The sequence below is a fragment of the Arcobacter suis CECT 7833 genome (assembly GCF_003544815.1).
GTDB classification, from domain to species: domain Bacteria; phylum Campylobacterota; class Campylobacteria; order Campylobacterales; family Arcobacteraceae; genus Aliarcobacter; species Aliarcobacter suis.
Map to the genome: position 1 here is coordinate 2,247,005 of NZ_CP032100.1, position 26,653 is coordinate 2,273,657.

21 protein-coding genes, 2 tRNA genes and 3 rRNA genes are annotated in these 26,653 nt (G+C 30.2%); 10 read left to right on the top strand and 16 right to left on the bottom strand.

Going from position 1 to position 26,653, the window contains the following annotated elements:
* Positions 1–57: 57 nt before the first annotated feature.
* From gpmI to ASUIS_RS11575, 3 genes are read left to right on the top strand one after another with little or no spacing between them, the layout of a single operon-like run.
* On the top strand, positions 58–1,533 hold the full coding sequence (gene gpmI, locus ASUIS_RS11565; protein WP_118887243.1) for a 2,3-bisphosphoglycerate-independent phosphoglycerate mutase: 1,476 nt from the start codon (positions 58–60) through the stop codon (positions 1,531–1,533).
* Positions 1,534–1,542: 9 nt separating this feature from the next.
* Positions 1,543–2,238, top strand: coding sequence for an ATP-binding cassette domain-containing protein (locus ASUIS_RS11570; protein WP_118887244.1), 696 nt, complete (start codon positions 1,543–1,545; stop codon positions 2,236–2,238).
* Between the two features lie 2 nt (positions 2,239–2,240).
* A complete protein-coding gene (locus ASUIS_RS11575) occupies positions 2,241–4,211 on the top strand; it encodes a penicillin-binding protein 1A (RefSeq protein ID WP_118887245.1) in 1,971 nt (656 codons plus the stop codon).
* Between the two features lie 89 nt (positions 4,212–4,300).
* On the opposite strand, the gene glnA is transcribed toward ASUIS_RS11575, so the two are convergent.
* The 4 genes from glnA to ASUIS_RS11595 form a co-directional block, all read right to left on the bottom strand.
* Positions 4,301–5,728, bottom strand: a complete 1,428-nt coding sequence (glnA, locus tag ASUIS_RS11580; protein WP_118887246.1) for a type I glutamate--ammonia ligase — start codon at positions 5,726–5,728, stop codon at positions 4,301–4,303.
* A 116-nt stretch (positions 5,729–5,844) separates the two neighbouring features.
* On the bottom strand, positions 5,845–6,636 hold the full coding sequence (gene hisJ, locus ASUIS_RS11585) for a histidinol-phosphatase HisJ (protein ID WP_118887247.1): 792 nt from the start codon (positions 6,634–6,636) through the stop codon (positions 5,845–5,847).
* Positions 6,637–6,655: 19 nt separating this feature from the next.
* Complete coding sequence (locus tag ASUIS_RS11590) at positions 6,656–7,111, bottom strand: molybdopterin synthase catalytic subunit (protein WP_118887248.1); 456 nt, start codon at positions 7,109–7,111, stop codon at positions 6,656–6,658.
* 4 nt (positions 7,112–7,115) lie between these two features.
* A complete protein-coding gene (locus tag ASUIS_RS11595; RefSeq protein WP_118887249.1) occupies positions 7,116–7,337 on the bottom strand; it encodes a MoaD/ThiS family protein in 222 nt (73 codons plus the stop codon).
* A gap of 70 nt (positions 7,338–7,407) precedes the next feature.
* Here ASUIS_RS11595 and ASUIS_RS11600 point away from each other — a divergent pair, with 70 nt between their 5' ends.
* Positions 7,408–8,070 (top strand): MqnA/MqnD/SBP family protein, encoded by a 663-nt coding sequence (locus ASUIS_RS11600; protein WP_118887250.1) that lies wholly within the window; start codon positions 7,408–7,410, stop codon positions 8,068–8,070.
* A complete protein-coding gene (locus ASUIS_RS11605) occupies positions 8,067–8,834 on the top strand; it encodes an undecaprenyl-diphosphate phosphatase (protein WP_118887251.1) in 768 nt (255 codons plus the stop codon). Before ASUIS_RS11600 ends, ASUIS_RS11605 begins: the two co-directional genes overlap by 4 nt.
* Here ASUIS_RS11605 and ASUIS_RS11610 read toward each other — a convergent pair.
* Both ASUIS_RS11610 and ASUIS_RS11615 read right to left on the bottom strand, forming a co-directional pair.
* A complete protein-coding gene (locus ASUIS_RS11610; protein WP_118887252.1) occupies positions 8,814–9,845 on the bottom strand; it encodes a UDP-N-acetylglucosamine--N-acetylmuramyl-(pentapeptide) pyrophosphoryl-undecaprenol N-acetylglucosamine transferase in 1,032 nt (343 codons plus the stop codon). The genes ASUIS_RS11605 and ASUIS_RS11610 overlap by 21 nt on opposite strands.
* The gene (locus tag ASUIS_RS11615) at positions 9,842–11,092 is read right to left on the bottom strand and encodes an FtsW/RodA/SpoVE family cell cycle protein (RefSeq protein ID WP_118887253.1); all 1,251 of its coding nucleotides are present in this window, start codon (positions 11,090–11,092) and stop codon (positions 9,842–9,844) included. The genes ASUIS_RS11610 and ASUIS_RS11615 overlap by 4 nt, the downstream gene beginning before the upstream one ends.
* A gap of 28 nt (positions 11,093–11,120) precedes the next feature.
* Between ASUIS_RS11615 and ASUIS_RS11620 the strand changes: the two genes are divergently transcribed.
* Positions 11,121–13,019, top strand: a complete 1,899-nt coding sequence (locus ASUIS_RS11620; RefSeq protein WP_118887696.1) for a peptidoglycan D,D-transpeptidase FtsI family protein — start codon at positions 11,121–11,123, stop codon at positions 13,017–13,019.
* Between the two features lie 16 nt (positions 13,020–13,035).
* A complete protein-coding gene (locus tag ASUIS_RS11625) occupies positions 13,036–13,545 on the top strand; it encodes a peptidylprolyl isomerase (protein ID WP_118887254.1) in 510 nt (169 codons plus the stop codon).
* Positions 13,546–13,555: 10 nt separating this feature from the next.
* Here the strand turns inward: ASUIS_RS11625 and ASUIS_RS11630 are convergent, their stop codons facing one another.
* The 10 genes from ASUIS_RS11630 to ASUIS_RS11675 form a co-directional block, all read right to left on the bottom strand.
* The gene (locus ASUIS_RS11630; protein WP_118887255.1) at positions 13,556–14,353 is read right to left on the bottom strand and encodes a hypothetical protein; all 798 of its coding nucleotides are present in this window, start codon (positions 14,351–14,353) and stop codon (positions 13,556–13,558) included.
* Between the two features lie 46 nt (positions 14,354–14,399).
* Positions 14,400–14,660, bottom strand: a complete 261-nt coding sequence (locus ASUIS_RS11635) for a hypothetical protein (RefSeq protein ID WP_118887256.1) — start codon at positions 14,658–14,660, stop codon at positions 14,400–14,402.
* Positions 14,661–14,833: 173 nt separating this feature from the next.
* Positions 14,834–14,949: ribosomal RNA gene (rrf, locus tag ASUIS_RS11640) — 5S ribosomal RNA — on the bottom strand.
* Positions 14,950–15,114: 165 nt separating this feature from the next.
* Positions 15,115–18,027 (bottom strand): 23S ribosomal RNA (locus ASUIS_RS11645).
* 328 nt (positions 18,028–18,355) lie between these two features.
* Positions 18,356–18,431, bottom strand: a tRNA-Ala gene (locus tag ASUIS_RS11650).
* Between the two features lie 28 nt (positions 18,432–18,459).
* Positions 18,460–18,536 (bottom strand) — tRNA-Ile (locus ASUIS_RS11655).
* A gap of 95 nt (positions 18,537–18,631) precedes the next feature.
* Positions 18,632–20,149: ribosomal RNA gene (locus tag ASUIS_RS11660) — 16S ribosomal RNA — on the bottom strand.
* The 16S, 23S and 5S rRNA genes sit together here with 2 tRNA genes alongside, the layout of an rRNA operon.
* A 423-nt stretch (positions 20,150–20,572) precedes the next feature.
* Positions 20,573–21,202, bottom strand: coding sequence for a type II secretion system protein (locus tag ASUIS_RS11665; protein WP_118887257.1), 630 nt, complete (start codon positions 21,200–21,202; stop codon positions 20,573–20,575).
* Positions 21,199–22,398, bottom strand: coding sequence for a glycosyltransferase family 39 protein (locus ASUIS_RS11670; RefSeq protein WP_118887258.1), 1,200 nt, complete (start codon positions 22,396–22,398; stop codon positions 21,199–21,201). The genes ASUIS_RS11665 and ASUIS_RS11670 overlap by 4 nt, the downstream gene beginning before the upstream one ends.
* Positions 22,399–22,403: 5 nt before the next feature.
* Positions 22,404–22,973 carry an anthranilate synthase component II gene (locus tag ASUIS_RS11675; protein WP_118887259.1) on the bottom strand — a complete coding sequence of 190 codons (570 nt, stop codon included), beginning with the start codon at positions 22,971–22,973 and terminating at the stop codon, positions 22,404–22,406.
* Between the two features lie 173 nt (positions 22,974–23,146).
* On the opposite strand from ASUIS_RS11675, the gene ASUIS_RS11680 reads away from it, so the two are divergent.
* The 3 genes from ASUIS_RS11680 to ASUIS_RS11690 are packed head-to-tail and all read left to right on the top strand — an operon-like array spanning position 23,147 to position 26,642.
* Positions 23,147–24,154 (top strand): Fe(3+) ABC transporter substrate-binding protein, encoded by a 1,008-nt coding sequence (locus ASUIS_RS11680; RefSeq protein WP_118887260.1) that lies wholly within the window; start codon positions 23,147–23,149, stop codon positions 24,152–24,154.
* On the top strand, positions 24,145–25,713 hold the full coding sequence (locus ASUIS_RS11685; RefSeq protein ID WP_118887261.1) for an ABC transporter permease: 1,569 nt from the start codon (positions 24,145–24,147) through the stop codon (positions 25,711–25,713). Before ASUIS_RS11680 ends, ASUIS_RS11685 begins: the two co-directional genes overlap by 10 nt.
* The gene (locus tag ASUIS_RS11690; protein ID WP_118887262.1) at positions 25,710–26,642 is read left to right on the top strand and encodes an ABC transporter ATP-binding protein; all 933 of its coding nucleotides are present in this window, start codon (positions 25,710–25,712) and stop codon (positions 26,640–26,642) included. The genes ASUIS_RS11685 and ASUIS_RS11690 overlap by 4 nt, the downstream gene beginning before the upstream one ends.
* Positions 26,643–26,653: the final 11 nt, after the last annotated feature.

Below are 26,653 nucleotides of genomic sequence, written 5' to 3' on the forward strand. Positions count from 1 at the left end.
TGATTTTGATATAATTGCGCGATTATAATATATTATACTTTTTAAAAGGTTTAAACCATGACAAATAAAACGCTACTTATAATAACTGACGGGATAGGACATAATACTTCAAATAACTTTAATGCTTTTTTTACAGCGAATACTCCAACTTATGATTATTTATTTAAAAATATTCCTTATTCTTTAATTCATACTTATGGAAAATTTGTTGGACTTCCTGATGGGCAAATGGGAAATAGTGAAGTGGGACACATGACAATTGGAAGTGGAAGAATTTTATATCAAGATTTAGTAAAAGTAAATATTACTATTGAAAATGATACATTAAAAGATAATGTTGTTTTAAAAAATGTTTTAGCTAACTCTAATAATATTCATTTAATTGGTCTTTTAAGTGATGGTGGAGTTCATTCACATATTGAACATATAATTGCTATGGCAAAAATTGCAAAAAAATCTAATAAAAAAGTTTTTATTCACATAATCACTGATGGAAGAGATGTTGCTCCTGATTGTGCAAAAACTTATATTGAACAAACTCTTGCGATTTGTGATGAAGATATAAAAATTGCAACTATTGCTGGAAGATATTACACAATGGATAGAGACAATAGATGGGATAGAGTTAAAAAAGGCTATGACGCAATTGCATTTGCTCAACCATCTACAACAGAAGATATTTTAACTTATGTTAATAATTCATATAAAGATGCAATATTTGATGAGTTTATTATTCCAACTGCTTTTAATGGATATGAGGGATTAAAACAAAATGACGGAGTTATATTTTGTAACTTTAGAAGTGATAGAATGAGAGAAATTTCATCTGTTTTTGCAAATAAGAATTTTAGTGAATTTGATACTTTTAAAGATTCTTTAAATCTTGCTACTATGACTCAATATGATAAAAACACTCCTATTGCTGTTTTATTTCCAAAAGAAAATCCAACAAACACTTTGGCTGAAGTTATTTCAAATGCTGGATTATCTCAACTGCATACTGCTGAAACTGAAAAATACGCCCATGTTACATTTTTCTTTAATGGCGGAGTTGAAGAGCCATTATTAAATGAAACAAGGGTTTTAATTCCTTCTCCAAGCGTAGCAACTTATGATTTGCAACCTGAAATGTCAGCTCCTGCTGTTGGAAATGCTGTACGAACTGCAATGAGTGAACAAAAAGATTTTATAGTTGTAAATTTTGCAAATGGTGATATGGTTGGACATACAGGAATTTTTAATGCAGCTGTTAAAGCTGTTGAAGCTGTAGATTATGAGCTTGGACTTATTTTAGAAAAAGCAAAAGAGTTTAACTATAATGTAATTTTAACTTCAGACCATGGAAACTGTGAAATGATGAAAGATGAAGTTGGGAATACTTTGACAAATCATACGGTTGGAGATGTTTATTGTTTTATAATCGCAGAAGATGTAAAAGTTGTTAAAACAGGTAGTTTAAATAATATTGCTCCAACTGTTTTGAAACTAATGAATTTGAATATTCCAACAGAAATGGATGAACCTTTAATATAAAGGTGACTTATGTTAAATATTAATATAAAAAAATTAGAAATTAAAAGCCATGATAAAAAGCTAGTTGATATATCTTTTGAAATAAAAGATTCAACGGCTTTAATTGGAGAAAGTGGAAGTGGAAAATCATTAACTCTAAAAGCATTATTAAATCTTCTTCCATCTTCTTTAGAAGTAAAAAAAGATATTGATTCTAATTTTGAATTAAATTATAATTCAATTGGATTTATTCCACAAAATCCATTTACTTCTTTATCAACAATGACAAAAATTACAAATCAATTCTTTTGTGATGAAAAAAGAAAAGAAGAAGTATTAGAGTTAGTTAGTTTAGAAAAAGATGTGTTAAATAAATTCCCTTCACAATTAAGTGGCGGACAAATTCAAAGAGTTGTAATAGCCATTGCTCTAAGTCGGGATATAAAACTACTTTTACTTGATGAACCAACAACAGCTTTAGATGATGAGAATAAAAACAATATTATTGATTTGATAAGTGAGATAAAAGAACGTTTAAAAATATTAATTCTTTTTGTAACCCATGATATAAATTCAATTAAAAATATATGTAAAAATATAATAATCTTAAAAAATGGAGAAATTATTGAAATGGGATTAACAAATGAAATTTTATCAGCACCAAAAGAAAATTACACAAAGAGATTAATTAACTCAACATTTAAAAATAAAATTTTTAGGACATAATTATGATGAAATATATTTTTGGTATTTTTATAATTTTAGGATTACTTATCTTTGGTTGGTTATACAATTTATATGATGAGATTAAACATGATATTGATATAGTTGTAAATTATACACCTAAACAAAGTACTCAATTTTTTGATAAAGATGGAAAACTTATTGCAAATACTTTTAAAGAAGAAAATAGAGAATATGTAAAATATGATGATATTCCAGCAAGAATTATTGAAGGACTTGTCGCAATTGAAGATACTCAATTTTTTGAGCACCATGGAATTAATCCTGATGCTATAAGTAGAGCAATTATAAAAGATATTCAAGCTGGTGGATTTGTAGAGGGAGCTAGTACCTTAACTCAGCAATTAATTAAAATGTTGATTTTAACTAGAGAAAAAAAATTAATAAGAAAAGTAAAAGAAGCTTTATTAGCTATTAGACTTGAAAGTGTTTTAACAAAAGAAGAAATATTAGAAAGATATTTAAATCATGTTTATTTTGGACATGGTTATTATGGAATTAAGACTGCTGCAAAAGGATATTTTAATAAAGACTTATATGAATTATCATTAAAAGAAATGGCTATTTTAGTAGGACTTCCTAGAGCTCCTAGTTTTTATGACCCAACAAAAAATCTTAAAATTTCACTAGCACGTGCAAATCAAGTTATTACAAGACTTAACACTTTAGGCTGGATTAATAATGAACAATTTGAAAGTTCAATGAAAGAAACTCCTGTAATATATAATCAAACTCTAACAAAAAACAAAGCTCCATTTGCGGTTGATTATGCAATTAGTTTATTAATAAATGATATTCCAGATATTTTATCAGGTGGTTATAAAGTTTATTTAACAATTGATTTAGATGCTCAAGAAATAGCTCAAGATGCACTAAAAGTATCTTATGATGAAGCACTTAAAAGGGATTTAGATTTAAGAAAAGGTGAAAAAAAATCTGATGATTCGTATGTAAAAGAGTTAAATGGGGCTTTAATTTCAATGGAAAGTAGTACTGGAAAAATCCTTGCACTTTCAGGAGGAATAGACTACAACCAATCTATGTTTAATAGAGCTTTTCAATCAAAAAGACAAGCAGGAAGTGCTATAAAACCATTCTTATATCAAGCAGCTTTAAATAATGGATACAATCCAGCTTCTCAATTAATTGATATTTCAAGAACTTATAATTATACAGTTGGTGGTGAACAAAAAAAATGGCAACCAAAAAATTATGGTGGAAATTTTGAAGGAATTGTAAGTCTTAGGGATTCATTAACACAATCAAGAAATTTATCTACACTAAATTTGGTAACAGATGTTGGAATTAGTACAGTTACAAAAGAATTAAAAAATTATGGCTTTAAAGATGTTCAAGATAATCTTTCTATAACTCTAGGTTCAATGAGTGTTTCATTAGTTGAATTTAGTGAAGCTTATAGTATATTTTCAAATAATGGGACACAAGTAAAACCTTATATTATTGAACAAATTGTAAATCAAAGTGGAGAATCATTAACTTTTGAACCACAAACTAAACAGTTGATTAAACCTGAACAAACTTATTTAATAACTTCTATTCTAAATGATGTAGTAACAAAAGGTACAGGAAAATCAGCACAAGTTCCAGGTATTGAACTTGCAGGAAAAACAGGTACAACAAATGATAATATTGATGCATGGTTTTGTGGATATTCACCATCTATTCAAACTATTATTTGGTTTGGGAAAGATAATAATACTCCAATGAGAAAAAGTGAAACTGGTGGGAAAATTGCAGCACCTGTATTTTCATATTTTTTCAAAAAATATTTAGAAATTCATCCTGAAATTACAAGAAATTTTACTATGCCTGAAAATGTTTATACTGCAAATATAAATGGAAGAAATGAGTTTTATACAGATATGTCTCCTTTACCTGAAGTTGAATTTCAAGCTCAACCACAAAATCCGGGAGAAGAAGTTTTAGAATTTTAATACTTTTAGTTTTTCTAATTATTAAATTTTAAGATATAAAAAAAGGGTAAGTTTAAAACTTACCCTTTTTTATTTTAATAAAATCAATATTAGCAAGAATATGTTGATTTGAATTCAAATGGAGTAGGTCTTGCTTCGTAAGGCCAAACTTGAGTTTCAAATTTATAATGTTGGTAAGTATCAATCATATCTTTTGAGAATACAGGTTGTAAGAAATCATTATCTCTAACTAATGCTTCTAATGCTCCTCTTAAAGTATGAGGCATTTGAGGAATTCCTCTTTCTCTAATTTCATCTAATGGTAATTCAAATAAGTCATCATCCATTGGTCCAATTGGTTCAAATTTATTTTTAATTCCATCTAAACCAGCTAATAACATAGATGCAAATGCTAAATATGGGCATGAAGTTGAATCTGGGAATCTCATTTCAATTCTAGTTGCTTTTTCACCTGCTCCATAAGGAATTCTACAAGATGCAGATCTATTTTGAGATGAATAAGTTAAAATTGAAGGTGCTTCAAATCCAGGAATTAATCTTTTGTAAGAGTTAGTTGATGGATTAGTAAATGCAGCAATTGCTCTTGCATGTTTGAAAATTCCACCAATATAATGTCTTGCAGTTTCACTAATATTTCCATATTCACCTTGTTTGTAGAATAAGTTTTTACCATCTTTCCAGATAGATTGGTGTACGTGCATTCCATTTCCATTGTCACCATAAAGTGGTTTTGGCATAAATGTAGCAGATTTACCATTTAAGTGAGCTACCATTTTAATAACATATTTTAATTTTTGAACATTATCAGCAGCTTCAATTAAGTCTCCAAAAACGATACCTAATTCATGTTGACCTTGTGCAACTTCGTGGTGCCCTAAAACAACTTCTAAACCAACTTGTTCTAATACTTGCATCATTTCAGCTCTTAAATCTACACCATTGTCAATAGGAGCAACAGGGAAATAACCACCTTTTACTCTTGGTCTATGACCCATGTTTCCACCTTCGTAGTCTCTAGCATCATTCCATTCACCATCTTCTGAATCAACTTTATAATATGATTCATTTCCTTTATCAATGATTTTTACATCATCAAAAATAAAGAATTCATTTTCTGGACCAAAATATGCAACATCTCCTAATCCTGATTCAGCTAAATGAACTAATGCTTTTTTAGCAATTGATCTTGGACATTTTTCATACATTTGACCTTTGTAAATATCATAAACATCACAAAATACAATGATTGTAGAATCAGCTGTAAATGGATCTAAAAATGCTGTAGCAACATCTGGTTTTAAAAGCATATCTGATCTATGAATTGGTTGCCATGCATCAATTGATGAACCATCAAAAGGCATTCCATTATCTAATGTAGATGCACTTACCGCACTCATCATATAAGTAACATGGTGCCATGTTCCTTTCATATCAGTAAATCTAAAATCAACAAATTTTACTTCGTTTTCTTTACAATAAACAAAAAACTCTTCAGTATTATTAACAAACTTTCCCATAGGTTTAACTCCTTCAAAATTATTTAGAACATTTTACCAAAAATACTATAAAATAAAATAAAACACCTGTATATTTTATATACAAGATAGTTAAAAATAATATATATAATATATTTTTACAATGTTATCACTTTTTTATCTCTATTCTCAAAACTTATACATTTTTTATACCCTACTTCTGTTGCTAAAAGTAAAGCTTTATCGTACATAAATCCTACTTGATCTGTACTATGTGCATCTGAACCAAAAGTAATATCAATTTGCATTTCAAAAGCTAATTCTAATAACTGTTTAGAGGGATAAGTTTCATTTATTGGTTTTCTCAAACCTGCAGGGTTAATTTCTAAAACCATATTTGATTTTTTAATTTCCAATAAAGCATCTTTTGCAATTAATCTAATATCTTTTTTAGGCAAAAATTTAAACACTTTGATTAAATCAAAATGTCCAACAATATCAAATAAACCTGTTTTTGCCATTGATTTTATTGCATCAAAATATTCAATCCAAATACTATCAATATCTTTTGATTTGTACACACCAATAAATTCAGGATTATCAAAACCCCACATATCACTTTTATTTCTTAAAAAATGTACAGAACCTATTAAATAATCTACTTTTGATTTTATAATTTCATCCAAAATATAACCATCTAAATAATCAACTTCATAACCTAACAAAATTTTTATTTTATCTTTATACTTTTCTTTTGCATCTAATACCCATTTTTCATATTGTTGTTTTTGAGAAATATCCATTCTATATTTTGGATCATAATTCATTGGAGCATGATCTGCAAAACCATATTCATCAATTCCTAATTCAATTGCTCTTTGAACATATTCATCAACACTATTTGTTGCATGGTTACATAATATTGTGTGATTATGTAAATCTATTCTCATTAATTATCCTATTTAAATTTTAAGATAAAATTCCAGCGCCACTTATTGCTGTACTTCTATCTTTTGCGTAAACTCTTTGATTGTTTATAATATCATATTTCCAAATTGGAGCTTGTGCTTTGAAATCTTCAACAAATTCGTCAATTAACTCTAAAGCAACTCTTCTTTTTGGACTACAAACAGCTGCTATATATGAACTTTCATGGTTAAAAACATCACCACGACTGTGTGCCATCAAAACTATTGCATCTTTTTCTTTTGCTTTTTTTTGCCAAGAATCAAACCATGAATTTAGAATCGGTTCATAAATATCGAAAGATAATCCTTCAATTTTATTTTCATCCCTTACAATACCAACAAATGTGATAATTGCTCCAAAATTAGAATTCTTATATTTGTTATACCAAGAATTTGTAATTTGCTCAACAGGCAAATTTCCATCAAATAGTTGCAAAAATTCTTTTCTATTTTCCATTATCTCAACCACCACAAACAGGAGGAAGAAGTGAAACTTTATCTCCATCATTTAAAGTAATATCTTTTGAAGAAATCAATGTATCATTAACTGCAACTGCACAAGTTTCTAGCCAAGAAGAGACTTTTTCATCATCTTTTAAAATTTCACTTAATTGAGTTAAATTTTTTATCTCTAAATTCATATTTTCTTTATTAATTGGCCCTAGAAATTCTATTGTTACCATTTTAACCCCTTCTTATAATATTTGTATTATCATGTCAAAAAAATTTTACCATAATAAGGACAAATATTTTATGATATTTGCAAAAATTGATTTTATAAATTTATTACCCTTTCATATTTTTATAAAAAAAAATATTAATTCATTTCAACAAAAAGCCAGCATTGAATACAAAAAGTCTTATCCTTCTGTTATAACTGAAAAATTTAAAAAACGAAAAGTTGATAGTGCTTTTATCTCTTCAATTGCTTCAAGAGATGAAAAATTCTTAGATTTTGGCATTGTAGCTCACGATGATGTTTTATCAGTATTATTAATTCCAGGAATTGAACAAAGTGATTATCAGTCAAAAACTTCAAATGCTTTAGCAAAAGTTTTAGATTTAAAAGGAAAAGTAATAATTGGTGATAAAGCTTTAAATTTTTACCACCAAAATAAAGAAATAGAAAAAATTGATTTAGCAAAACAGTGGAAAAATAAATATAATCTACCTTTTGTTTTTGCAGTTTTATGTTTTAATAAAAATGAAAAATCATTAAATAAATTAACTAAAAATTTCAATAAAAAGCAAATAAAAATTCCTCAATATATCTTAGAACAATATTCAAATAGGAGTGGTGTTTCAAAAAAACATATTCTAGAATACTTAAAAAAAATCGATTATAACTTAGGAATAAAAGAAAAAAGAGCCTTAAAACTCTTTTTAAAATTAACAAAAGAAAAAGGATTAAGATGACAGTTTTAGATTCCATAATATTAGGAATTGTAGAAGGATTTACAGAGTTTTTACCAATATCTTCAACAGGGCATTTAATTGCAGTAAGTGAATTTCTAGGAATAGAACAAACTAATATAAATAAAGCGTTTGAAGTTATTATTCAATTTGCAGCCATATTAGCTGTGATTTTGACATATCCATCAAAATTTACATTTAAACATATTGATTTATGGACAAAAATTCTTATTGCATTTTTACCAATAGCCACTCTTGGTTTTATATTTTCTAAACAAGTTAAGGCAATGTTTAGTATTGAAATTGTCGCTTGGATGTTTATTATTGGTGGTATTGTTTTTTTAATTGTTGAAAGATTTTACAAAGAAGAAGAAACACATACTTTAGATGTTGAAGATGTTACATATAAACAAGCAGCATGGATTGGATTAGCTCAAATTTTTGCATTAATTCCTGGAACTTCACGAGCAGGAGCTAGTGTAATTGGAGCAATGTTAGTTGGACTTAATAGAAAAACAAGTGCTGAATTTTCATTTTTATTAGCATTTCCTGTTATGTGTGCTACAACTGCTTATGATTTATTAAAACATCATGAAGAACTTTTAGTTGGTGCAAATTTATTGAATTTAGCTGTTGGGTTTGTGGTTTCATTTACTGTTGGATTTTTAACAATAAAAATATTCTTAAAATTCCTAGAAAGATTTACTTTCGTAGCTTTTGGAATTTATAGAATAATTTTTGGTATTTTACTTCTTATTATTTTGTAAAATTATATTTATAATTAAAGATATAGCATTTGGATTGATTGAACTTATTAATTCAATGCTAATTTTATGAATATCTGAATTTATAATCTCAAAAAATTCATCTACATTTAACTCATCTTCTCTTTTTAAAAAACACAAATCTTTATCAAATAAAGCTTTTGCATTATAGTATTGATGATCACCAGCTGCATGTTTATAAGGAATGAAAAAAGTTGGTAGAGAATTAGCACATAATTCCCATAAAGTAGAAGCACCTGCCCTGCTTACTGCAAAATCTGCACTTGACATTTTATTAGGAATATCTTTTGAGAAATCAAAAATATCAGCTTTTATATTTAATTTTTCATATTCTTCTTTTACTCTTAGAAAATCATTTTTCCCTGTTTGATGAATAATTTTTATTCCCATTTCATTTAATCGTGGAGCTAATTTTAAAGCAAAATCATTTATACAAATTGCTCCTTGAGAACCACCAAAAAAAGCAATAGTTTTTATTTTATCTCTTACCCGTGCAGTATTAAAAAATTCTTTTGCAACTGGATAATCTTTTACTAAAGAATTTTCATCAAATGAAGAAAAAACTTCTGTTGCAAATTTTGATGTAATTTCGTTTAATTTACCCATTTTTGAGTTTTGTTCATGTATATATAATTTACATCCAAATTTCAATATTGAAGCAAAAGTAGCTGCTGCTGCTGAAAATCCACCTACGGAAATAACCATTTTAATATTATATTTAGAATATAAATTTAGACAATATAAAGTTTTTGAAAAGATATTTAATAAAGATTTAACTTTACCAAAAGAGTTTTTATTAACAACTCCTCTTGTATCTAAAAAAAATGCTTTTTTTAATCTTCTATCATGTTCAAACCAAGCTTTATCTTGACCATTTGACGAACCTATAAAAATTACATTAATTCCACGATTGTGAAACTCTTCAATAAAAGCATCAGCAACTTTCAAATGCCCACCTGTTCCACCACCTGTAACTACAACCGTTTCACTCATTTACTATTGACCTTTTTATTAACATAATCTCTTTCATTTGAAACTTTACTAATGGATAAAACTAAACCTATAGAAATTGCCATTGAAAGCATAGAAGAACCTCCATAAGATAATAAAGGAACTGCAATACCTTTAATAGGAATCATCCCAGATATACCGTAAGAATTTATTAAAAATGCAATTATTATCATCAATGCAATTCCTAATGTAAATAGGTGATAAATAGGATTATCCACTCTTCTACTAATTTTAAATATTCTCCAAATTATTAAAAATATTATAGTTGAGAATAACATTAACCCAACTAATCCTATCTCTTCTGTAATTCCTGCAAGTACAAAGTCGGTATGAACTTCAGATAAAAATCCAACTTTAATATCACCCAGTCCAACACCTTGACCAAAAAAACCGCCATTATGAATTGCATTTAAAGAGTGAGAAACTTGATATGGTTCAGGTAATTCATCAATTCTCAAATATGGCTCAGCCCAAGAAGGTAAAACAGATAAAATCCCATCTTGAACCATTGCCCACCAAGAATGTATTCTTTTAATCCTATGAGGCGCAGCAATAATTAATCCAATAACTCCCACAACAGCAATAGTTCCCAAAGCTAAAAATATTTTAAATGATCTATTAGCAAAAATCAATAAAATAACCAGAATAATTGCTAGTAATACTACTTGACCTAAATCTTTTTGCAAAAAAGCAATAATAAATACAACAACAAAAAAAGTTAAAAAATATGGAGATAAAAGTAAAACTTCTTCAATCAATCCAATTTTTTTTGGTTTATGAATAACTTTTCTATGAAATGACCAAGATAAAAAATATATAAATCCAATTTTGAAAAACTCAACAGGAGATAAAGAAAATCCAGGAAGCCTAATCCATCTATTTGCCCCTCCTGATTCTGTTACTAATGAGGCTGGTAAAAAAGGCATTAATATCATTAAAACAAAAAATACCACAAACAGTGACATTCCAACTTTTTTTACTAGCTTATCAGGATCTAACATTGAAAAATACCACATTATAAAGATGGCAACAATACCAACTAAAGCCTGTCTTATGAAAAAATGAAATTGATCATATCCAAAAAATTCCACTGTATATATGGTCAAGGAATATGAAAAAATTATACTTGAAATAATTAATAGTGACACCAATATAAACAAAGGGTAGTCAGCTTCATTATTATTTAAATTATTGTTATTTGATTTAATATTAGTTTTGTTAAAATACATTTCTCATTATATAATAATATGGATAAATATGCCTTCAAAAAAAATCGAAAAAGTTGATAAAACAAAAAAAATAGTGATTCTATTTTCATTTATTTTTTTATGTTTAAGTATTTTATTTTTTTCAGTATTTAGAACAATTACTGAAAAACGACATATGCCTTCGTTAAAAGGTGAAAAATCAGAATTATCAGTAAGAGGTGATATTATAAGTTCTGATAATTTTAAAATTGCTTCTTCAAAAAAAGTCTATAAAGCAATGATTGATACAAGATATTTAGATCCAGCAAAAGAAGAACTTTTTTTAAATTTATTTTCAATCTATAGTAACATCGATTATAAAACATTAAAAGAAAAATTAAATGAAGGAAGAAAAGAACCAGGAAGCTTAGTTCTTTCATATAGTATTGATTCAAGATCAGCTAAAAATCTAAAAGAATTAGCCTTTAAATTAATCCAATTGAATGTATTTGAAAGTAAATTAATTAATGGAGCAAAAATATTAAGAGGTTTAACAATTAGCGAAAGTGGAGAAAAAAGAACATTTTCATATAATGATACCTTAACTCCTGTTGTTGGATATATTTCAAAATTTGAATCAGAATCTGGAAAAACAAAAGTAAATGGAATTAAAGGTTTAGAAAAGAATTATAATAAAGTATTAAATCAATCAAAAGATGGAATTTTGCAAGGAGATAGGGATGTACTATCATACATATCTTTTGATAAAAATTCAATAATTAGAAAAAGAATAGATGGTGCTACTTTAAATCTTAATATTCCTCTAAAATTACAAAAAAATAATGAAACTACATTGGATATGCATAAAAAGAAATTAAGTGCAGATGAGATTATTGTTTCAATTATGGAAAACAAAACTGGTAAAATCTTAACAATGGCATCTTCAAATAGATTTAACCCTGAAAAAATCACTAAAGAAGATATTCCTTCATTAAATGTTAATGCAATTGAATATCAGTTTGAACCAGGTTCAATTATAAAACCTATTTCTATTTCACTTGCTATGGATAAAAATTTAGTTAAAAAAAATGAAAGTTTTTATGCCTATAATGAAGGAGTAAAAACAGCAAAAGGCTTTCCAAGAGGTGGATATAAAATAGGAAGATTTACTATTAAAGATGACCACCAATTTGGAAAACATAATTTATCTTTGGATGATATTGTAATGTATTCATCAAATATTGGTACTTTACAAATTGCTCAAAGATTAACTGGACCAGAATTTTATGAAGGTATGAAAAGATTTGGTTTTACAAGAAAAACAGGAATAGATTTACCTTATGAAAAAAAAGGTCTTATGCCAAAAGTTTGGCAATTTTCTGCTGGAGATAAAGATAAAAGAGATAATGTTTTTAAAGCAACTGTATCTTTTGGACAAGGGATGACTTCAACTTTTATACAAGTTATAAAAGCTTATTCAACATTTAATAATGATGGATATATGATTACACCAAGAATTGTTTCTCACTTAACATATGATAATAATAAATACAAACCTTACGATGATAAACTTGAAAAAGTAATTTCAAAAGAGACTGCAGACGAAATGAAAAAGATGCTGATTAAAACAGTAACTGATGGAACGGGAAAAGCTGCAAGAATTGATGGTTTAGAAATTGGTGGGAAAACTGGAACAGCTCAAATTGCAAGAGGAGGAAAATATTTAAAAGAATATATTTCATCTTTTTTTGGTTTTGTAAATGATGAACATAATAACTCATACACAATCGGAGTAACAGTAATTAATCCCATATCCACTGGACCCAATTGGTATTATTATTATGCTTCGTCATCTGCTGTTCCCGTTTTTAGAGAAATTGTTCAAAATTTAGTAAAATTAAATTATTTAGTTCCTAAAGAGAATATTGATTTTGACAAAAAAGTAAAAGAAGATATAATTCCAGATTAAAAAATAAAGGATTAAAATGTTCGGATTTAAAAAAGAATTAAAAAAATATGACTTACCTCAAGAAGAATTATCAAAATTCAACTATGCAAAAATTATTACAGATAAAGGCGTAATTTGGATTAAATTATTCAATAAAGAAACTCCAACTGCTGTATCAAATTTCTCAACTTTAGCAAATGATGGATTTTATAATGGATTAAATTTTCACAGAGTAATTCCAGGATTCATGGCACAAGGTGGTTGTCCAGAAGGTTCTGGTGCAGGAGGTCCTGGATGGTCAATTGAATGTGAAACAAAAGCTGAAAAACAAGTTCACAACAAAGGAAGCTTATCAATGGCTCACGCTGGTAAAAATACAGGAGGAAGCCAATTCTTTATCTGTTTTGTACCTTGTCCTCACTTAGATGGTGGTCATACTGTATTTGGTGGAATTGAAGAAAATGATGCTGACAGTTTTTCAGTTCTTGATTCAATTAAACAAAAAGATAAAATCGAATCAATTGAAATTTTAGAAAAAAGAGATTAATTCTCTTTTTCTAGTCTTTACAAAATTTTCCTCTTTTTTGGTAGTTTAGTTTCTCTTCTTTTTTAATATTATGCTTTATTTCTTTTATAAATTGAATTATAAAGTTCACTTCTTTTATACTTATATAAAGTATAAATTTTTTTTGCTTTTTTAAATGCTCTTTTATAATTTGATGAAGTTTAAAACTATTTTCTTTTTTATCCAACCAGCCATTTTTCTCAAGTTTTATTAGTTTATTTTTTATATTATCATCACCAAAACATTTTTCAAATACAGTAATATCAATCTCAAGTGATGGAAAAAGTGAAAGTATTAATAATAACTCTTTTAAATCCTCTTTTTTCAAACTCTCATATTGTCTATTAAAATTATCTTCTAAATGCTCTTGAAATGTTTTTTCATCATCAATATCAATATTTTTCAATTCTCTTTTATTTAAGACTTCAATAGTAATAAATCCATTATTAAGAGAACTTGCAGTTAATTTTATAAACAAAGGATGATTTCCTAAATACTTTTTTACAATACTTCCTACATCTTCATTTGTTTCATAATTAGATTTGAACAATTCAACAGCATCACCAGCATCAATATCATTTAATACCTCAAGATTTATCTGATTTTTTTCATCAATATTTTTAAGTCTAGTTGTTATTAATAAATCAAAATTGTGATTTAAAAGTTTTAGTTTCTCGAAATCCTCTTTTGATTCTAAATTATCAAGTATAAAAAGATTTTTACCACGTATAACTGTATCAAAATTACTATCTTTATCCAATTCAAGTTTTTCTTTAAAAGAAGTAATCATCAAACTTTCAAATGTAGTCTTTTCAGAAATCTCTAAAAATATAATATTATTTTATCTTATCTGCAATCTCTAAATAATTTATTTCATCTTCTCTAAAAAGAAGAAGAGAATCAATAATATTTTTTTTATTACTATCAATGATTACACTAGATAAATCAATTAATAAAGTTTTCCTAAAAGGAGTTTCATCCTTTCTTTTTAATTTTACTGATTGCGAAATACCAGCACCAATAAAAGGAATAACTTTACCATTTTCTATATCATTTTTTAAACTATTTATATTTACATTATTCAAACTATCACTCAAAAAAAGACCTTAATATAATTTAATGACAGTATAGTGAAAAGTTATTAAAGAAAGTTAAGATGAAAGCAAGCTAAAAACAAGCCCCAGAAAAAAGCGGAGCTAAAAAAAAAGCTTCTTCCTAAAAGAACTTGGAAAGTTCAGATAGGAAAAAGCTTAGTGTGTAAAAACTCAAGAGCTGGCAGCGGCCTACGTTTCCACCAGGGGACCCGGCAGTATTATCGGCGATGAAGTGCTTGACTTCCAGGTTCGGAATGGGACTGGGTATTTCCACTTCTCTATAGCCACCAGCAAAGTTGAGTGTAAAAAGTAAGAATAGGTACTCTTTACACTCAACTCAAACTAGAGTTAAGAAAAAATAATGTTAAAGTCTTTTGTTCTTTCTAAAAAAAAACACAATGTGTCTTAAAAATATATATAGTATATATTTAATAAGATAGTAAACCAAAGAATTGTTTTAAATAAGCCAAACGTTCTATTAGTACTGGTCAGCTAAACGACTTACATCGCTTACACATCCAGCCTATCAACCAGCTAGTCTTGCTGGGAACTTCAGGGAAAGTTAATCTTAGAGTTGGCTTCGAGCTTAGATGCTTTCAGCTCTTATCACATCCGTACGTAGCTACCCAACGATGCTCTTGGCAGAACAATTGGTACACCAGTGGTACGTTCATCCCGGTCCTCTCGTACTAGGGACAAATCTCTTCAACTTTCCTACGCCCACGGAAGATAGGGACCGAACTGTCTCACGACGTTCTGAACCCAGCTCGCGTACCGCTTTAAATGGCGAACAGCCATACCCTTGGGACCTACTTCAGCCCCAGGATGCGATGAGCCGACATCGAGGTGCCAAACCTCCCCGTCGATGTGAGCTCTTGGGGGAGATCAGCCTGTTATCCCCGGCGTACCTTTTATCCTTTGAGCGATGGCCCTTCCACACAGAACCACCGGATCACTATGACCGACTTTCGTCTCTGTTCGACTTGTATGTCTCACAGTCAAGCTAGTTTATGCCATTATACTCAACTGGCGATTTCCATCCGCCATGAACTAACCTTTGTAAGCCTCCGTTACTTTTTAGGAGGCGACCGCCCCAGTCAAACTACCCACCAGACATTGTCCTGATACAAGATAATTGTACGCAGTTAGTAACTCAAATATTCAAGGGTGGTATCTCAAGGATGGCTCCGACTCTACTTGCGTCTAGTCATCATAGCCTCCCACCTATCCTGCACATGAATATCCAAGCTACAGTGTCAAGCTGTAGTAAAGGTGCACGGGGTCTTTCCGTCTTTCCGCGGGTAGGAGGAATTTTCACCTCCACTACAATTTCACTGGATCCCTGGTTGAGACAGCTCCCATCTCGTTACGCCATTCATGCAGGTCGGTATTTAACCGACAAGGAATTTCGCTACCTTAGGACCGTTATAGTTACGGCCGCCGTTTACTCGGGCTTCAATCAAATGCTTCGCTTGCGCTGACATCATCAGTTAACCTTCGAGCACCGGGCAGGCGTCACACCTTATACATCCACTTACGTGTTAGCAAAGTGCTGTGTTTTTGGTAAACAGTCGGGAGGGACTCTTTGTTGCAACCTCTCTAGCTTTTTGGAGCAAGTCCATATACCAAAGTAGGCACACCTTATACCGAAGATACGGTGCTAGTTTGCAGAGTTCCTTAACCAGGGTTCTTCCACGCGCCTTAGAATACTCATCCCACCCACCTGTGTCGGTTTACGGTACGGGCAACATACAATATACTTAGTGGCTTTTCTTGGCACGACAGTATCATCGATTCTCCATCTCCTCCGAAGAGTGTCAAGAGCCTGTAAGATCTCGGTCTTATGATACCCGGATTTGCCTAAGTATCAACCTACGTCCTTCGACCCACTATTCCATCAGTGAGCTCGATTAACTCTATGCGTCCCCACATCGCGCTTGTATGTTGGTATTGAAATATTAATCAATTTGCCATCGTCTACCCCTTTCGGACTCGACTTAGGACCCGACTAACCCTACGATGACGAGCATCGCGTAGGAAACCTTGGGTTTTCGGCGTTGAGGATTCTCACCTCAATTATCGCTACTCATGCCTGCATGCTCACTTCTATCCGCTCCAACGCTCCTTGCCGGTACATCTTCAACGCTGAATAGAACGCTCTCCTACCACTCGAATAAATTCGAATCTAAAGCTTCGGTGCACATCTTAGCCCCGTTATATTTTCCGCGCAGAATCACTAGACCAGTGAGCTGTTACGCTTTCTTTAAAGGATGGCTGCTTCTAAGCCAACCTCCTGGTTGTCACAGTAACTCCACATCGTTTTCCACTTAGATGTGACTTAGGGACCTTAGCTGTTAGTCTGGGTTGTTCCCCTCTCGACGGTGGATTTTATCACCCATCGCCTGACTCCTGTGATTCCACATATAGTATTCATAGTTTGATAGGGTTTGGTACCGCGGTAAGCAGCCCTAGCCCATTCAGTGCTCTACCCCTATATGCTACAACACAAGGCTATACCTAAATATATTTCGGAGAGAACCAGCTATCACGAAGTTTGATTGGCCTTTCACCCCTATCCACAAGTCATCCGGAGACTTTTCAACGCCTATCGGTTCGGTCCTCCACTGGCTCTTACACCAGCTTCAACCTGCTCATGGATAGATCACTTCGTTTCGGGTCTGCAGCATCTGACTAATTCGCCCTATTAAGACTCGCTTTCGCTACGGCTTCGTACTTGACTTAACCTTGCCAGACACCACAACTCGCAGGCTCATTATGCAAAAGGCAGTCCATCACCCTGATAAATCATAGGGCTCTGAATGATTGTAAGCTAATGGTTTCAGGTTCTATTTCACTCTCCTCGCTGGAGTACTTTTCACCTTTCCCTCACGGTACTTGTTCACTATCGATCTGTAAGTAGTATTTAGGATTGGAGGGTGGTCCCCCCAGTTTCAGTCAAAATATCACGTGTTCCGACCTACTCAGGATACCATTAGAGCTATTGAAAATTTAAATTACAGGAGTTTCACCTTCTATGCTACACTTTTCCAAGTATTTCATCTATCTTCTTTAGTCTCACGTTATGGTCCTACAACCCCCAATGCAAGCATTGGGTTTGTCCTAATCCGCTTTCGCTCGCCGCTACTGACGGAATCTCGTTTGATTTCTCTTCCTCTGGCTACTGAGATGTTTCACTTCACCAGGTTAGCTCCCCGTAGGGTAATATAGCTCTCACTATACTGGGTTGCCCCATTCAGAAATCCCCGGATCAAAGCTCTTTGGCAGCTCCCCGAGGCTTATCGCAGCCTAATACGTCTTTCATCGCCTCTTACAGTCTAGGCATCCACCATTAGCCCTTAATAGCTTATTAATAAACAGAATTAAATTCTGTCGCATTTTTGATAATATTCTTTGGCTACTATCTTATTAAACATATTATTTAAAATATATCAATAAAATAAGTTGTGTTCTATCTATTTCTAGATAATTAAAATTTTTGTTTTTAATTATTAGTTCTACTTTGAATAAATTCTCATAGTTCTTTTAATTAAACGAAAAAATTAAAGACTTTAACATTATATTTTTAAATATCATTTTGATTCGAAAATCAAATATAAATTCAAACTCTATTTGAACTTATATTTAACTTTTTTTCAAGTTTCTTAATTTTAATTATAAACTTCTAAACTATTTAAAGGTGGTGGAGAATAGCGGGATCGAACCGCTGACCTCCTGCGTGCAAAGCAGGCGCTCTCCCAGCTGAGCTAATTCCCCACACTGATTAATCTTTAAGATTATTTAATGGTGGGCCTATCAGGACTTGAACCTGAGACCTCACGATTATCAGTCGAGCGCTCTAGCCAGCTGAGCTATAGGCCCTTAAACCTATTTTAAATAATCTTTATAAACCGAATATAAAATCTCATATATTTTTTAGTTTTAAGTTAAGAAACAAATCTTAACTTAATTCTCTGAAAGGAGGTGATCCAACCGCAGGTTCTCCTACGGTTACCTTGTTACGACTTCACCCCAGTCGCTGAATCCACTGTGGAAGGTAGCTATTTTAGCATCCCCGCTTCGAATGAGTTCAACTCCCATGGTGTGACGGGCGGTGAGTACAAGACCCGGGAACGTATTCACCGTAGCATAGCTGATCTACGATTACTAGCGATTCCAACTTCATGTAGTCGAGTTGCAGACTACAATCCGAACTGGGAGATATTTTTGAGATTTGCTCCACATCACTGTATTGCGGCTCTTTGTATACCCCATTGTAGCACGTGTGTAGCCCTGGACGTAAGGGCCATGATGACTTGACGTCGTCCTCACCTTCCTCCTACTTGCGTAGGCAGTCTCATTAGAGTTCTCAGCCGAACTGTTAGCAACTAATGACGAGGGTTGCGCTCGTTGCGGGACTTAACCCAACATCTCACGACACGAGCTGACGACAGCCGTGCAGCACCTGTATATAAGTTTCTGCAAGCAGACACCAATCTATCTCTAGAAAGTTCTTACTATGTCAAGTCCAGGTAAGGTTCTTCGTGTATCGTCGAATTAAACCACATGCTCCACCGCTTGTGCGGGTCCCCGTCTATTCCTTTGAGTTTTAATCTTGCGACCGTACTCCCCAGGCGGCACACTTAATGTGTTAACTGCATTACTGCAAGGTCTAGCCTCACAACAACTAGTGTGCATCGTTTAGGGCGTGGACTACCAGGGTATCTAATCCTGTTTGCTCCCCACGCTTTCGCGTCTCAGCGTCAATAATGTTCCAGTAGATCGCCTTCGCAATCGGTATTCCTTCTGATCTCTACGGATTTTACCCCTACACCAGAAATTCCATCTACCTCTCCCACATTCTAGATATACAGTTTCAAAAGCAGTTCAATAGTTAAGCTATTGGATTTCACTTCTGACTTATATATCCGCCTACACGCTCTTTACGCCCAGTGATTCCGAGTAACGCTTGCACCCTCCGTATTACCGCGGCTGCTGGCACGGAGTTAGCCGGTGCTTATTCATATGGTACCGTCATTATCTTCCCATATAAAAGGAGTTTACGCACCGAAATGTGTCATCCTCCACGCGGCGTTGCTGCATCAGACTTTCGTCCATTGTGCAATATTCCCCACTGCTGCCTCCCGTAGGAGTCTGGACCGTGTCTCAGTTCCAGTGTGACTGATCATCCTCTCAAACCAGTTAGGCGTCATAGCCTTGGTGAGCCATTACCTCACCAACAAGCTGATACCATACAGACCCATCCTCAAGCACTAAAGCGTTTCCCTTGCATACTTATGTATTAAAGGCATATAGGGCATTAGCAGTCGTTTCCAACTGTTATTCCTTTCTTGAGGGCAGGTTATCTATATATTACTCACCCGTGCGCCACTTAGCTGACAATTATAGCAAGCTATAATCCGTTCTCGTTCGACTTGCATGTGTTAAGCACGCCGCCAGCGTTCACTCTGAGCCAGGATCAAACTCTCCATAAATTGAAGTTTTTGAACTTGACTTTTTCTGTATTATTTTACTAACACAAAATTATCACTCATTGTTATAGACAAGATTTCTATGTTTTACCATTTCTCTCTTGTTATATGTATATATTTTATATTAACATTTATTCTTATTTTACATCTGTAATAAACAACAGATTATATTACAAGAATTCTATATTCGGTTTATAAAGATTACTTCACAAACGTTTATAATTATTTTTAAAGATCATCCTAGCTTCGATTACAACGTCTCTCATCATTCTCTCGTTTGATGCGTTCCAGTCAAATTGGACGGGAATTATAATAGATTCTTTTGGCTTTGTCAATACCTTGCAGCTTAAATTTGGCTTAAATTTTTGGATTTGTTCGTTTTTTACTTCTTTCCCTCTATTTAACTATGTTTTATTTGGGTTTTGATTAATACTGATTAATTTTTGAATATCCTGTTTTAGGAAAAAGAACTATTTCTTTACTATTTCCATCTTTTGAAACAAATTTTATATTGCAGGGTACTGTAATTTCATATTCATTTGATTCATTTTCATTCACACTTAATTTAGAATAGATTTTCCCATCGCTTCCAAAAGATAATTGTCCTAAAGAAGTGGTTGAGTTACAAGACATTTGAACATCTGTTATTTCAAAATTTTTTGTTAATAATACATATTTACTATTTGAATTATTTTCTGCACATTGATTTGAAGAATAAATATTTTTTCCACTTAGTGGATCTTTTAGACTATCTTCTGCACTTGGATGACCAGATTTATTATTATCACTATATATTGAGTAATAAATACCACCACCTTCACTCTCTCTACATCTAAAAAATTTCATAGTCCATCTTTTTCTATGCCATAAAGAATCTTCTAAATCATATTTCTCATCAATTAATGCTTTTTGTCTTGTGTATGAGAGATATAATTCGATTCTATTTGTTAATTCATCTAAATAATTAATTTTATTTTTGGGTAAAAAAATCGTATATAAAAATGCTATTAATGAAATAACAACTATTAATTCTAATATTGAAAATGATTTTTTCATTTTAGTTTTATTAGATAAGCAACAAAAACTTCCTTACCATAATATTTAATACTTATTCGTTCACTTGGATAATCATAATTTTTTAGTGTTAAAAAATAATCATCACCTTTTTCTATATGATAAAATCTTAATCTTAAAGATAACTCTTCATCATCAGTTGTAACTGAATTTATACCTCTTGCAGAAAGTTCTTCAACTAATTCTTTTATAAAATGATATTGATATACGAAATGTTTATTTGCATTTGGAAGAATCAAATATAAAGGTTTATTTACAAAAGTTAGAATTACATTTATTGATAACATTAACACCACTAAAAATGCCAAAATATTATAGTTTGTTCTGAACTCTTTTAATCTAATTCTATATGCATGAAAAAATGTTTTTAGCATATAAGGTAGAGATATTACTACGTAAGGTGCAAAATCTTCGATATAAATTCTTTGTCTAAAAGAAAATATTAAAGATAAAAGTAAAGCAGTTATTGAAATGTACCATATTAATGTTCTTTCATCTTTTATCCAACTTCTATACATAGTATATAAAAAATATAAAAAAAGAAATGGTGAAAATACAGTTGCATAAATAGCAAAAGTATCAACTAAAAATCCTCTTGGTTTGCCTCCTGTAGAAAATCCGTATATATACATTGAAAGACTAAATAATATTAAAGAAATATATATAAGTTTTGTATCTTTATTTTTCAAAGAATAAAAAAATAAAGCTAAATATAAAACAGCAAAAGAGTTATCAATAAATAAAAATAGTAAAAGTAATAAATATGAGTGTTTATTGTATTTATGATAATAATATAAATATAATAAAGTAAAAAAGATAATAACAATAGCACTATTTACAAGTAAAGAAGCACTTAAAACTCCTGGAAGAACCATAAATACAATAATTGAAATATATCTATCTTTCTCATATTTAAAATAATTTTCTGTTATTTTATACATAATAATTATACTAAAGGCATAAAATAATATAAAAGGTAATCGTAAAGCTAAATCATTTTGTCCTAAAATGTAAATAGATGTATTTGTAATTAAAGATAAAACAGAATTATTTACAAATACATTTAAGGCCTCTTTATATGAAATACTAAGAGAATAAATTGCTTTAAATAACAATATAAATGTTAAAAATAGTAGTGATGAATAAAAATAGTATTTATATTTGTTGTTTGTAGTCATTTTATTTATAATTTTAAGAAATTATTTATAATCTTATATCCATGTTCACTCATAATTGATTCAGGATGAAACTGTACACCATAGATTTGTTTATCTTTTATCTCTAATGACATAATTTCTCCATCATCCAAACTATAAGATGTAACAATAATATCATCTGGAAGATTTTCTTTTTCTACAATTAATGAATGATATCTTGTTTGGGTAAACTCTTTTGGTAATCCATCAAAAATTTTTGTGTCTTTTACAACTTTTATTAAAGAAGTTTTCCCATGCATCATATTTTTTGCTCGAACAACATTTGCTCCGAATACTTGTCCAATTGCTTGATGTCCTAAACAGATTCCAAATATTGGTTTTTTTCCTGCAAAATATTTTATAACATCTAAACAAACTCCCGCATCATTAGGTGTTGCTGGTCCTGGAGATATGATAATTTTTTCAGGATTCAAATTCTCAATTTCTTTTAATGTTAATTCATCATTTCTTATAATTTTTAAATCAGCTCCTAATTCTAAACAATATTGAACTATATTATAAGTAAAAGAGTCGTAGTTATCAATCATCAAAATCATATATCTTATTTCCTTTTTTTTTAATTTCAAATTATAACACTAATAAAATTTGTTTATCTTAAAGAACTCTTTATTTTATTTGATAATCATTCTTAGTATTAAGACTACTTAAAGAATAAAAATATTACTATTCACCATATTAAATTTTGAAAAAAATTAAAAAAGGATTTTAAATGATAAAGAAGTTAACCTTAGGTGCAATAGTTCTAGCCTCATCTTTATTTGCATCAGGAGAAGTAAATGTTTACTCTCAAAGACATTATGATTCAGATAAAATATTACTTAAACAATTTGAAGATAAAACTGGAATAAAAGTAAATGTTGTGACAGCAAAAGCCGAAGAGCTTGTTGCAAAATTAACAATTGAAGGTGCAAATACTCCTGCTGATGTATTAATAACAGCAGATATTGGAAATCTTTATCAAGCAAAAGAAAGAAAATTATTACAACCTATTGAATCTAAAATATTAAATGAAAATATACCTACTCATTTAAAAGATACTGATAATCAGTGGTTTGCATTAACAAAAAGAGCAAGAGTTTTTGTTTATAATCCACAAAAAGTTAATCCTGCAGATTTAAGTGATTATTTTAGTGTAACTGATCCTAAATTCAAAGGTAGAGTAATAACAAGATCATCAACAGCTGCTTATAACAAATCGTTATTAGCATCAATTATTGCAAATCATGGAGAAGAAAAAGCTTTAGAGTTTTCAAAAGGTCTTGTAAATAATTTTCCATATAATCCAAAAGGTGCAGATAGAGATCAAATTAGAGCAGTTGCTGCTGGTGATGCTGATATTGCTATTGTAAACACTTATTATTTGGGTGTAATGTTAAATGGAGAAGATAAAAAAGATGTTGAAATAGCAAAAAGTTTAAAAATATTTTTCCCTGCTCAACAAACAACTGGAACACATATGAACATTTCAGGAGCTGGTGTTACATATTATTCTAAAAATAAAGAAAATGCTATTAAACTTATTGAATTCTTAAGTTCAATAGAAGCACAAGAAGTTTTTGCAGAAGCAAATCAAGAATTTCCAGCAAACCCAAAAGCAAAATCATCTGCAATCGTAACTTCATGGGGAAAATTTAAAGAAGATAATATCCAATTAAATGAAGTTGGAAAATATAATAAAGAGGCTGTAGAAATAGCTACAAAAGCAAATTGGAAATAAATAAACTAAAATATAGCATAGCCCCAATTATTGGGCTATGTATAGCATTACCAATATTATCATTATTACTATATTTTGTACTAAATGGAGATTTTAATTTTGAGTTCTTATTTAGTGATATAGTAAAAGGATATATAAGTAATACTACAATTTTAGTTTTAGGTACTTTTGCTTTTGTTGTTATTTTAGGAACTATTAGTTCATATTTAAGTGCTAGATTTGAATATTTTGGTGATAAAATATTTGCTGTATTATTCGTACTTCCCCTAGCCTATCCAGCTTATATTCTTGGATACACATATGTTGGTTTTTTTGAATATAGAGGAATTTTATCAGATATAATTGGTGATATAAATACGAGATATGACATTTTAAATATGTCAGGAGCAATTTTTATTTTTGGAATTGCCATGTTTCCTTATGTTTATATCTTAGCAAGAGTATCATTTGGCTCTATTTCATCAACAGTTAGTGAACTGGTATCTTTACATAAAATAAATCCAATAAAAGCCTTTTTTAAAGTCTATCTACCTTTAGCATATCCAGCTATATTTGCAGGAAGTATTTTAGCAATTATGGAAACTCTTAGTGATTATGGCACGGTTTTGTACTTTGGTATTGAAACTTTTAGTGTAGGAATATTTAAAAGTTGGTTTGGATATGGAGATTTAATACAATCAATATATGTAGCTATTGCTTTACTTATATTTGTATTTGCTATTTTATGGACAGAGAGTTTAATTAGGAAAAAATATAGATTTGTTAGTTCAACTTTCAGTGGGAAAAAAGCTCCTAAAATAAAATTAGAAGGTAAATATAATTTTATTGCATTTTTAATTTCATTTTTAATAGCTACTATTACTCTTTTTATTCCAACAATGGTATTAATTTACTGGTTCATTTTAGATATTCATACTCTTGATTTTACAACATTCGATTATCTTTATAATACTTTGAGTCTAAATATCTTTTCTTCTGTTGTAATAATCTCTTTATCTTTTATTGTTGTTTATATGCTAAGATTTTATCCTTCGAAGATTGGAGCAATTACACATAAATTATCTATTTTAGGATATTCAATTCCCGGTGCTGTTGTTGGAGTTGGTTTATTAATAATAAGTAGTTTTGTTGATACTTCATTAGGACATGTTCTTTTTGGTGGAACATTCTTTATTTTGATTTTTGCTTATACAACAAGATATTTTGCTTCAAGTATTGGTTCTATTGAAAATGGCTTTAGTAAAATTGATGCAAGTATTGATGATGCTACAAAAATATTTGGGAAAAGCGAATCAAATAATATTTTTAAAGTATATTTACCTTTAATGAAACCATATATTTTAAGTGGTTTTTTAATTCTTTATATAGATATTGCAAAAGAATTACCAGCAACTTTAATATTACGACCATTTAATTATGATACTTTAGCTATTAGAATTTATGAACTTGCAAGTAATGAAATTCTTTATAAAGTTGGTTTCCCTGGTCTTGTTCTTGTTGGAACAACGGCAATTGCCGTTATATTACTTAACTCAAAATTTGTAAGAAGAAAAATATGAAAAAAATTGTAGATATAAAAAATTTAAGAAAAGTTTTTTGCAAAGGTAATATTTGTGTTGCAAATAGTATAGATTTATTTATTAATGAGGGTGAAATTTTTACAATACTTGGTAAAAGTGGAAGTGGGAAAACAACATTTTTACGAATGATTGCAGGTCTTGAAACACCTGATAATGGTGAAATTATTGTTGATGAAAAAGTTGTTTTTTCAAAAAATACAAATCTTCAACCAAAAGATAGAGAAGTTGCTGTTGTTTTTCAAAACTATGCCCTACTTCCTCACTTAAGTATTGCTTCAAATATTACTTTTGGAAGTAATGCTTCAAAGGCTGATTTAGAAGAAGTTTTAGAAAAAACGAAATTAAAAGGTCAAGAAAATAAATTTCCTCACGAATTAAGTGGTGGACAACAGCAAAGAGTTGCCCTTGCTCGTGCAATTATTACAAAACCAAAAATTTTACTTTTAGATGAACCTTTAAGTAATATTGATACTGAATTAAGAGCTCATTTAAGAGTTGAATTAAAAGAAATGATAAAATTATTTGGAATAACTGCTTTATTTATTACTCATGATAAAGAAGATGCTTTTTATTTATCAGACAGAATTGCTATTATGCATGGTGGAGATATTTTACAAGTAGGAACTGCAAAAGATATTTATCATCATCCAGCTAATTTATATTGTGCAAATTTTTTAGGAAAAATGACTAAGATTTCACAAAATTCATATATAAGACCTGAACATATACACATAAGCCCAAATGGAAAATATGATGCGATTATAAAAAATATTGTTTTTTATGGTAGTTTTTATGAAATAATTATTGAAGCAAATAATGAAGAATTATTAGTTCATAGTTTTGATGATCATCTTGAAGTTAATCAAAATATCAAATATGATTTTGATGGAGAAATTTTAAACTTTTAGAATTACTAATT

What these genes read in the sequence shown, in the direction of transcription:
- ASUIS_RS11670 (WP_118887258.1), bottom strand. Translation starts at nt 22,398, where the DNA reads ATGACTACAAACAACAAATATAAATACTATTTTTATTCATCACTACTA.
- ASUIS_RS11620 (WP_118887696.1), top strand. Translation starts at nt 11,121, where the DNA reads ATGCCTTCAAAAAAAATCGAAAAAGTTGATAAAACAAAAAAAATAGTG.
- ASUIS_RS11590 (WP_118887248.1), bottom strand. Translation starts at nt 7,111, where the DNA reads ATGGAAAATAGAAAAGAATTTTTGCAACTATTTGATGGAAATTTGCCT.
- ASUIS_RS11595 (WP_118887249.1), bottom strand. Translation starts at nt 7,337, where the DNA reads ATGGTAACAATAGAATTTCTAGGGCCAATTAATAAAGAAAATATGAAT.
- gpmI (WP_118887243.1), top strand. Translation starts at nt 58, where the DNA reads ATGACAAATAAAACGCTACTTATAATAACTGACGGGATAGGACATAAT.
- ASUIS_RS11605 (WP_118887251.1), top strand. Translation starts at nt 8,067, where the DNA reads ATGACAGTTTTAGATTCCATAATATTAGGAATTGTAGAAGGATTTACA.
- ASUIS_RS11615 (WP_118887253.1), bottom strand. Translation starts at nt 11,092, where the DNA reads ATGTATTTTAACAAAACTAATATTAAATCAAATAACAATAATTTAAAT.
- ASUIS_RS11625 (WP_118887254.1), top strand. Translation starts at nt 13,036, where the DNA reads ATGTTCGGATTTAAAAAAGAATTAAAAAAATATGACTTACCTCAAGAA.
- ASUIS_RS11675 (WP_118887259.1), bottom strand. Translation starts at nt 22,973, where the DNA reads ATGATTTTGATGATTGATAACTACGACTCTTTTACTTATAATATAGTT.
- hisJ (WP_118887247.1), bottom strand. Translation starts at nt 6,636, where the DNA reads ATGAGAATAGATTTACATAATCACACAATATTATGTAACCATGCAACA.
- ASUIS_RS11690 (WP_118887262.1), top strand. Translation starts at nt 25,710, where the DNA reads ATGAAAAAAATTGTAGATATAAAAAATTTAAGAAAAGTTTTTTGCAAA.
- ASUIS_RS11610 (WP_118887252.1), bottom strand. Translation starts at nt 9,845, where the DNA reads ATGAGTGAAACGGTTGTAGTTACAGGTGGTGGAACAGGTGGGCATTTG.
- ASUIS_RS11570 (WP_118887244.1), top strand. Translation starts at nt 1,543, where the DNA reads ATGTTAAATATTAATATAAAAAAATTAGAAATTAAAAGCCATGATAAA.
- ASUIS_RS11680 (WP_118887260.1), top strand. Translation starts at nt 23,147, where the DNA reads ATGATAAAGAAGTTAACCTTAGGTGCAATAGTTCTAGCCTCATCTTTA.
- glnA (WP_118887246.1), bottom strand. Translation starts at nt 5,728, where the DNA reads ATGGGAAAGTTTGTTAATAATACTGAAGAGTTTTTTGTTTATTGTAAA.
- ASUIS_RS11575 (WP_118887245.1), top strand. Translation starts at nt 2,241, where the DNA reads ATGATGAAATATATTTTTGGTATTTTTATAATTTTAGGATTACTTATC.
- ASUIS_RS11665 (WP_118887257.1), bottom strand. Translation starts at nt 21,202, where the DNA reads ATGAAAAAATCATTTTCAATATTAGAATTAATAGTTGTTATTTCATTA.
- ASUIS_RS11630 (WP_118887255.1), bottom strand. Translation starts at nt 14,353, where the DNA reads ATGATTACTTCTTTTAAAGAAAAACTTGAATTGGATAAAGATAGTAAT.
- ASUIS_RS11600 (WP_118887250.1), top strand. Translation starts at nt 7,408, where the DNA reads ATGATATTTGCAAAAATTGATTTTATAAATTTATTACCCTTTCATATT.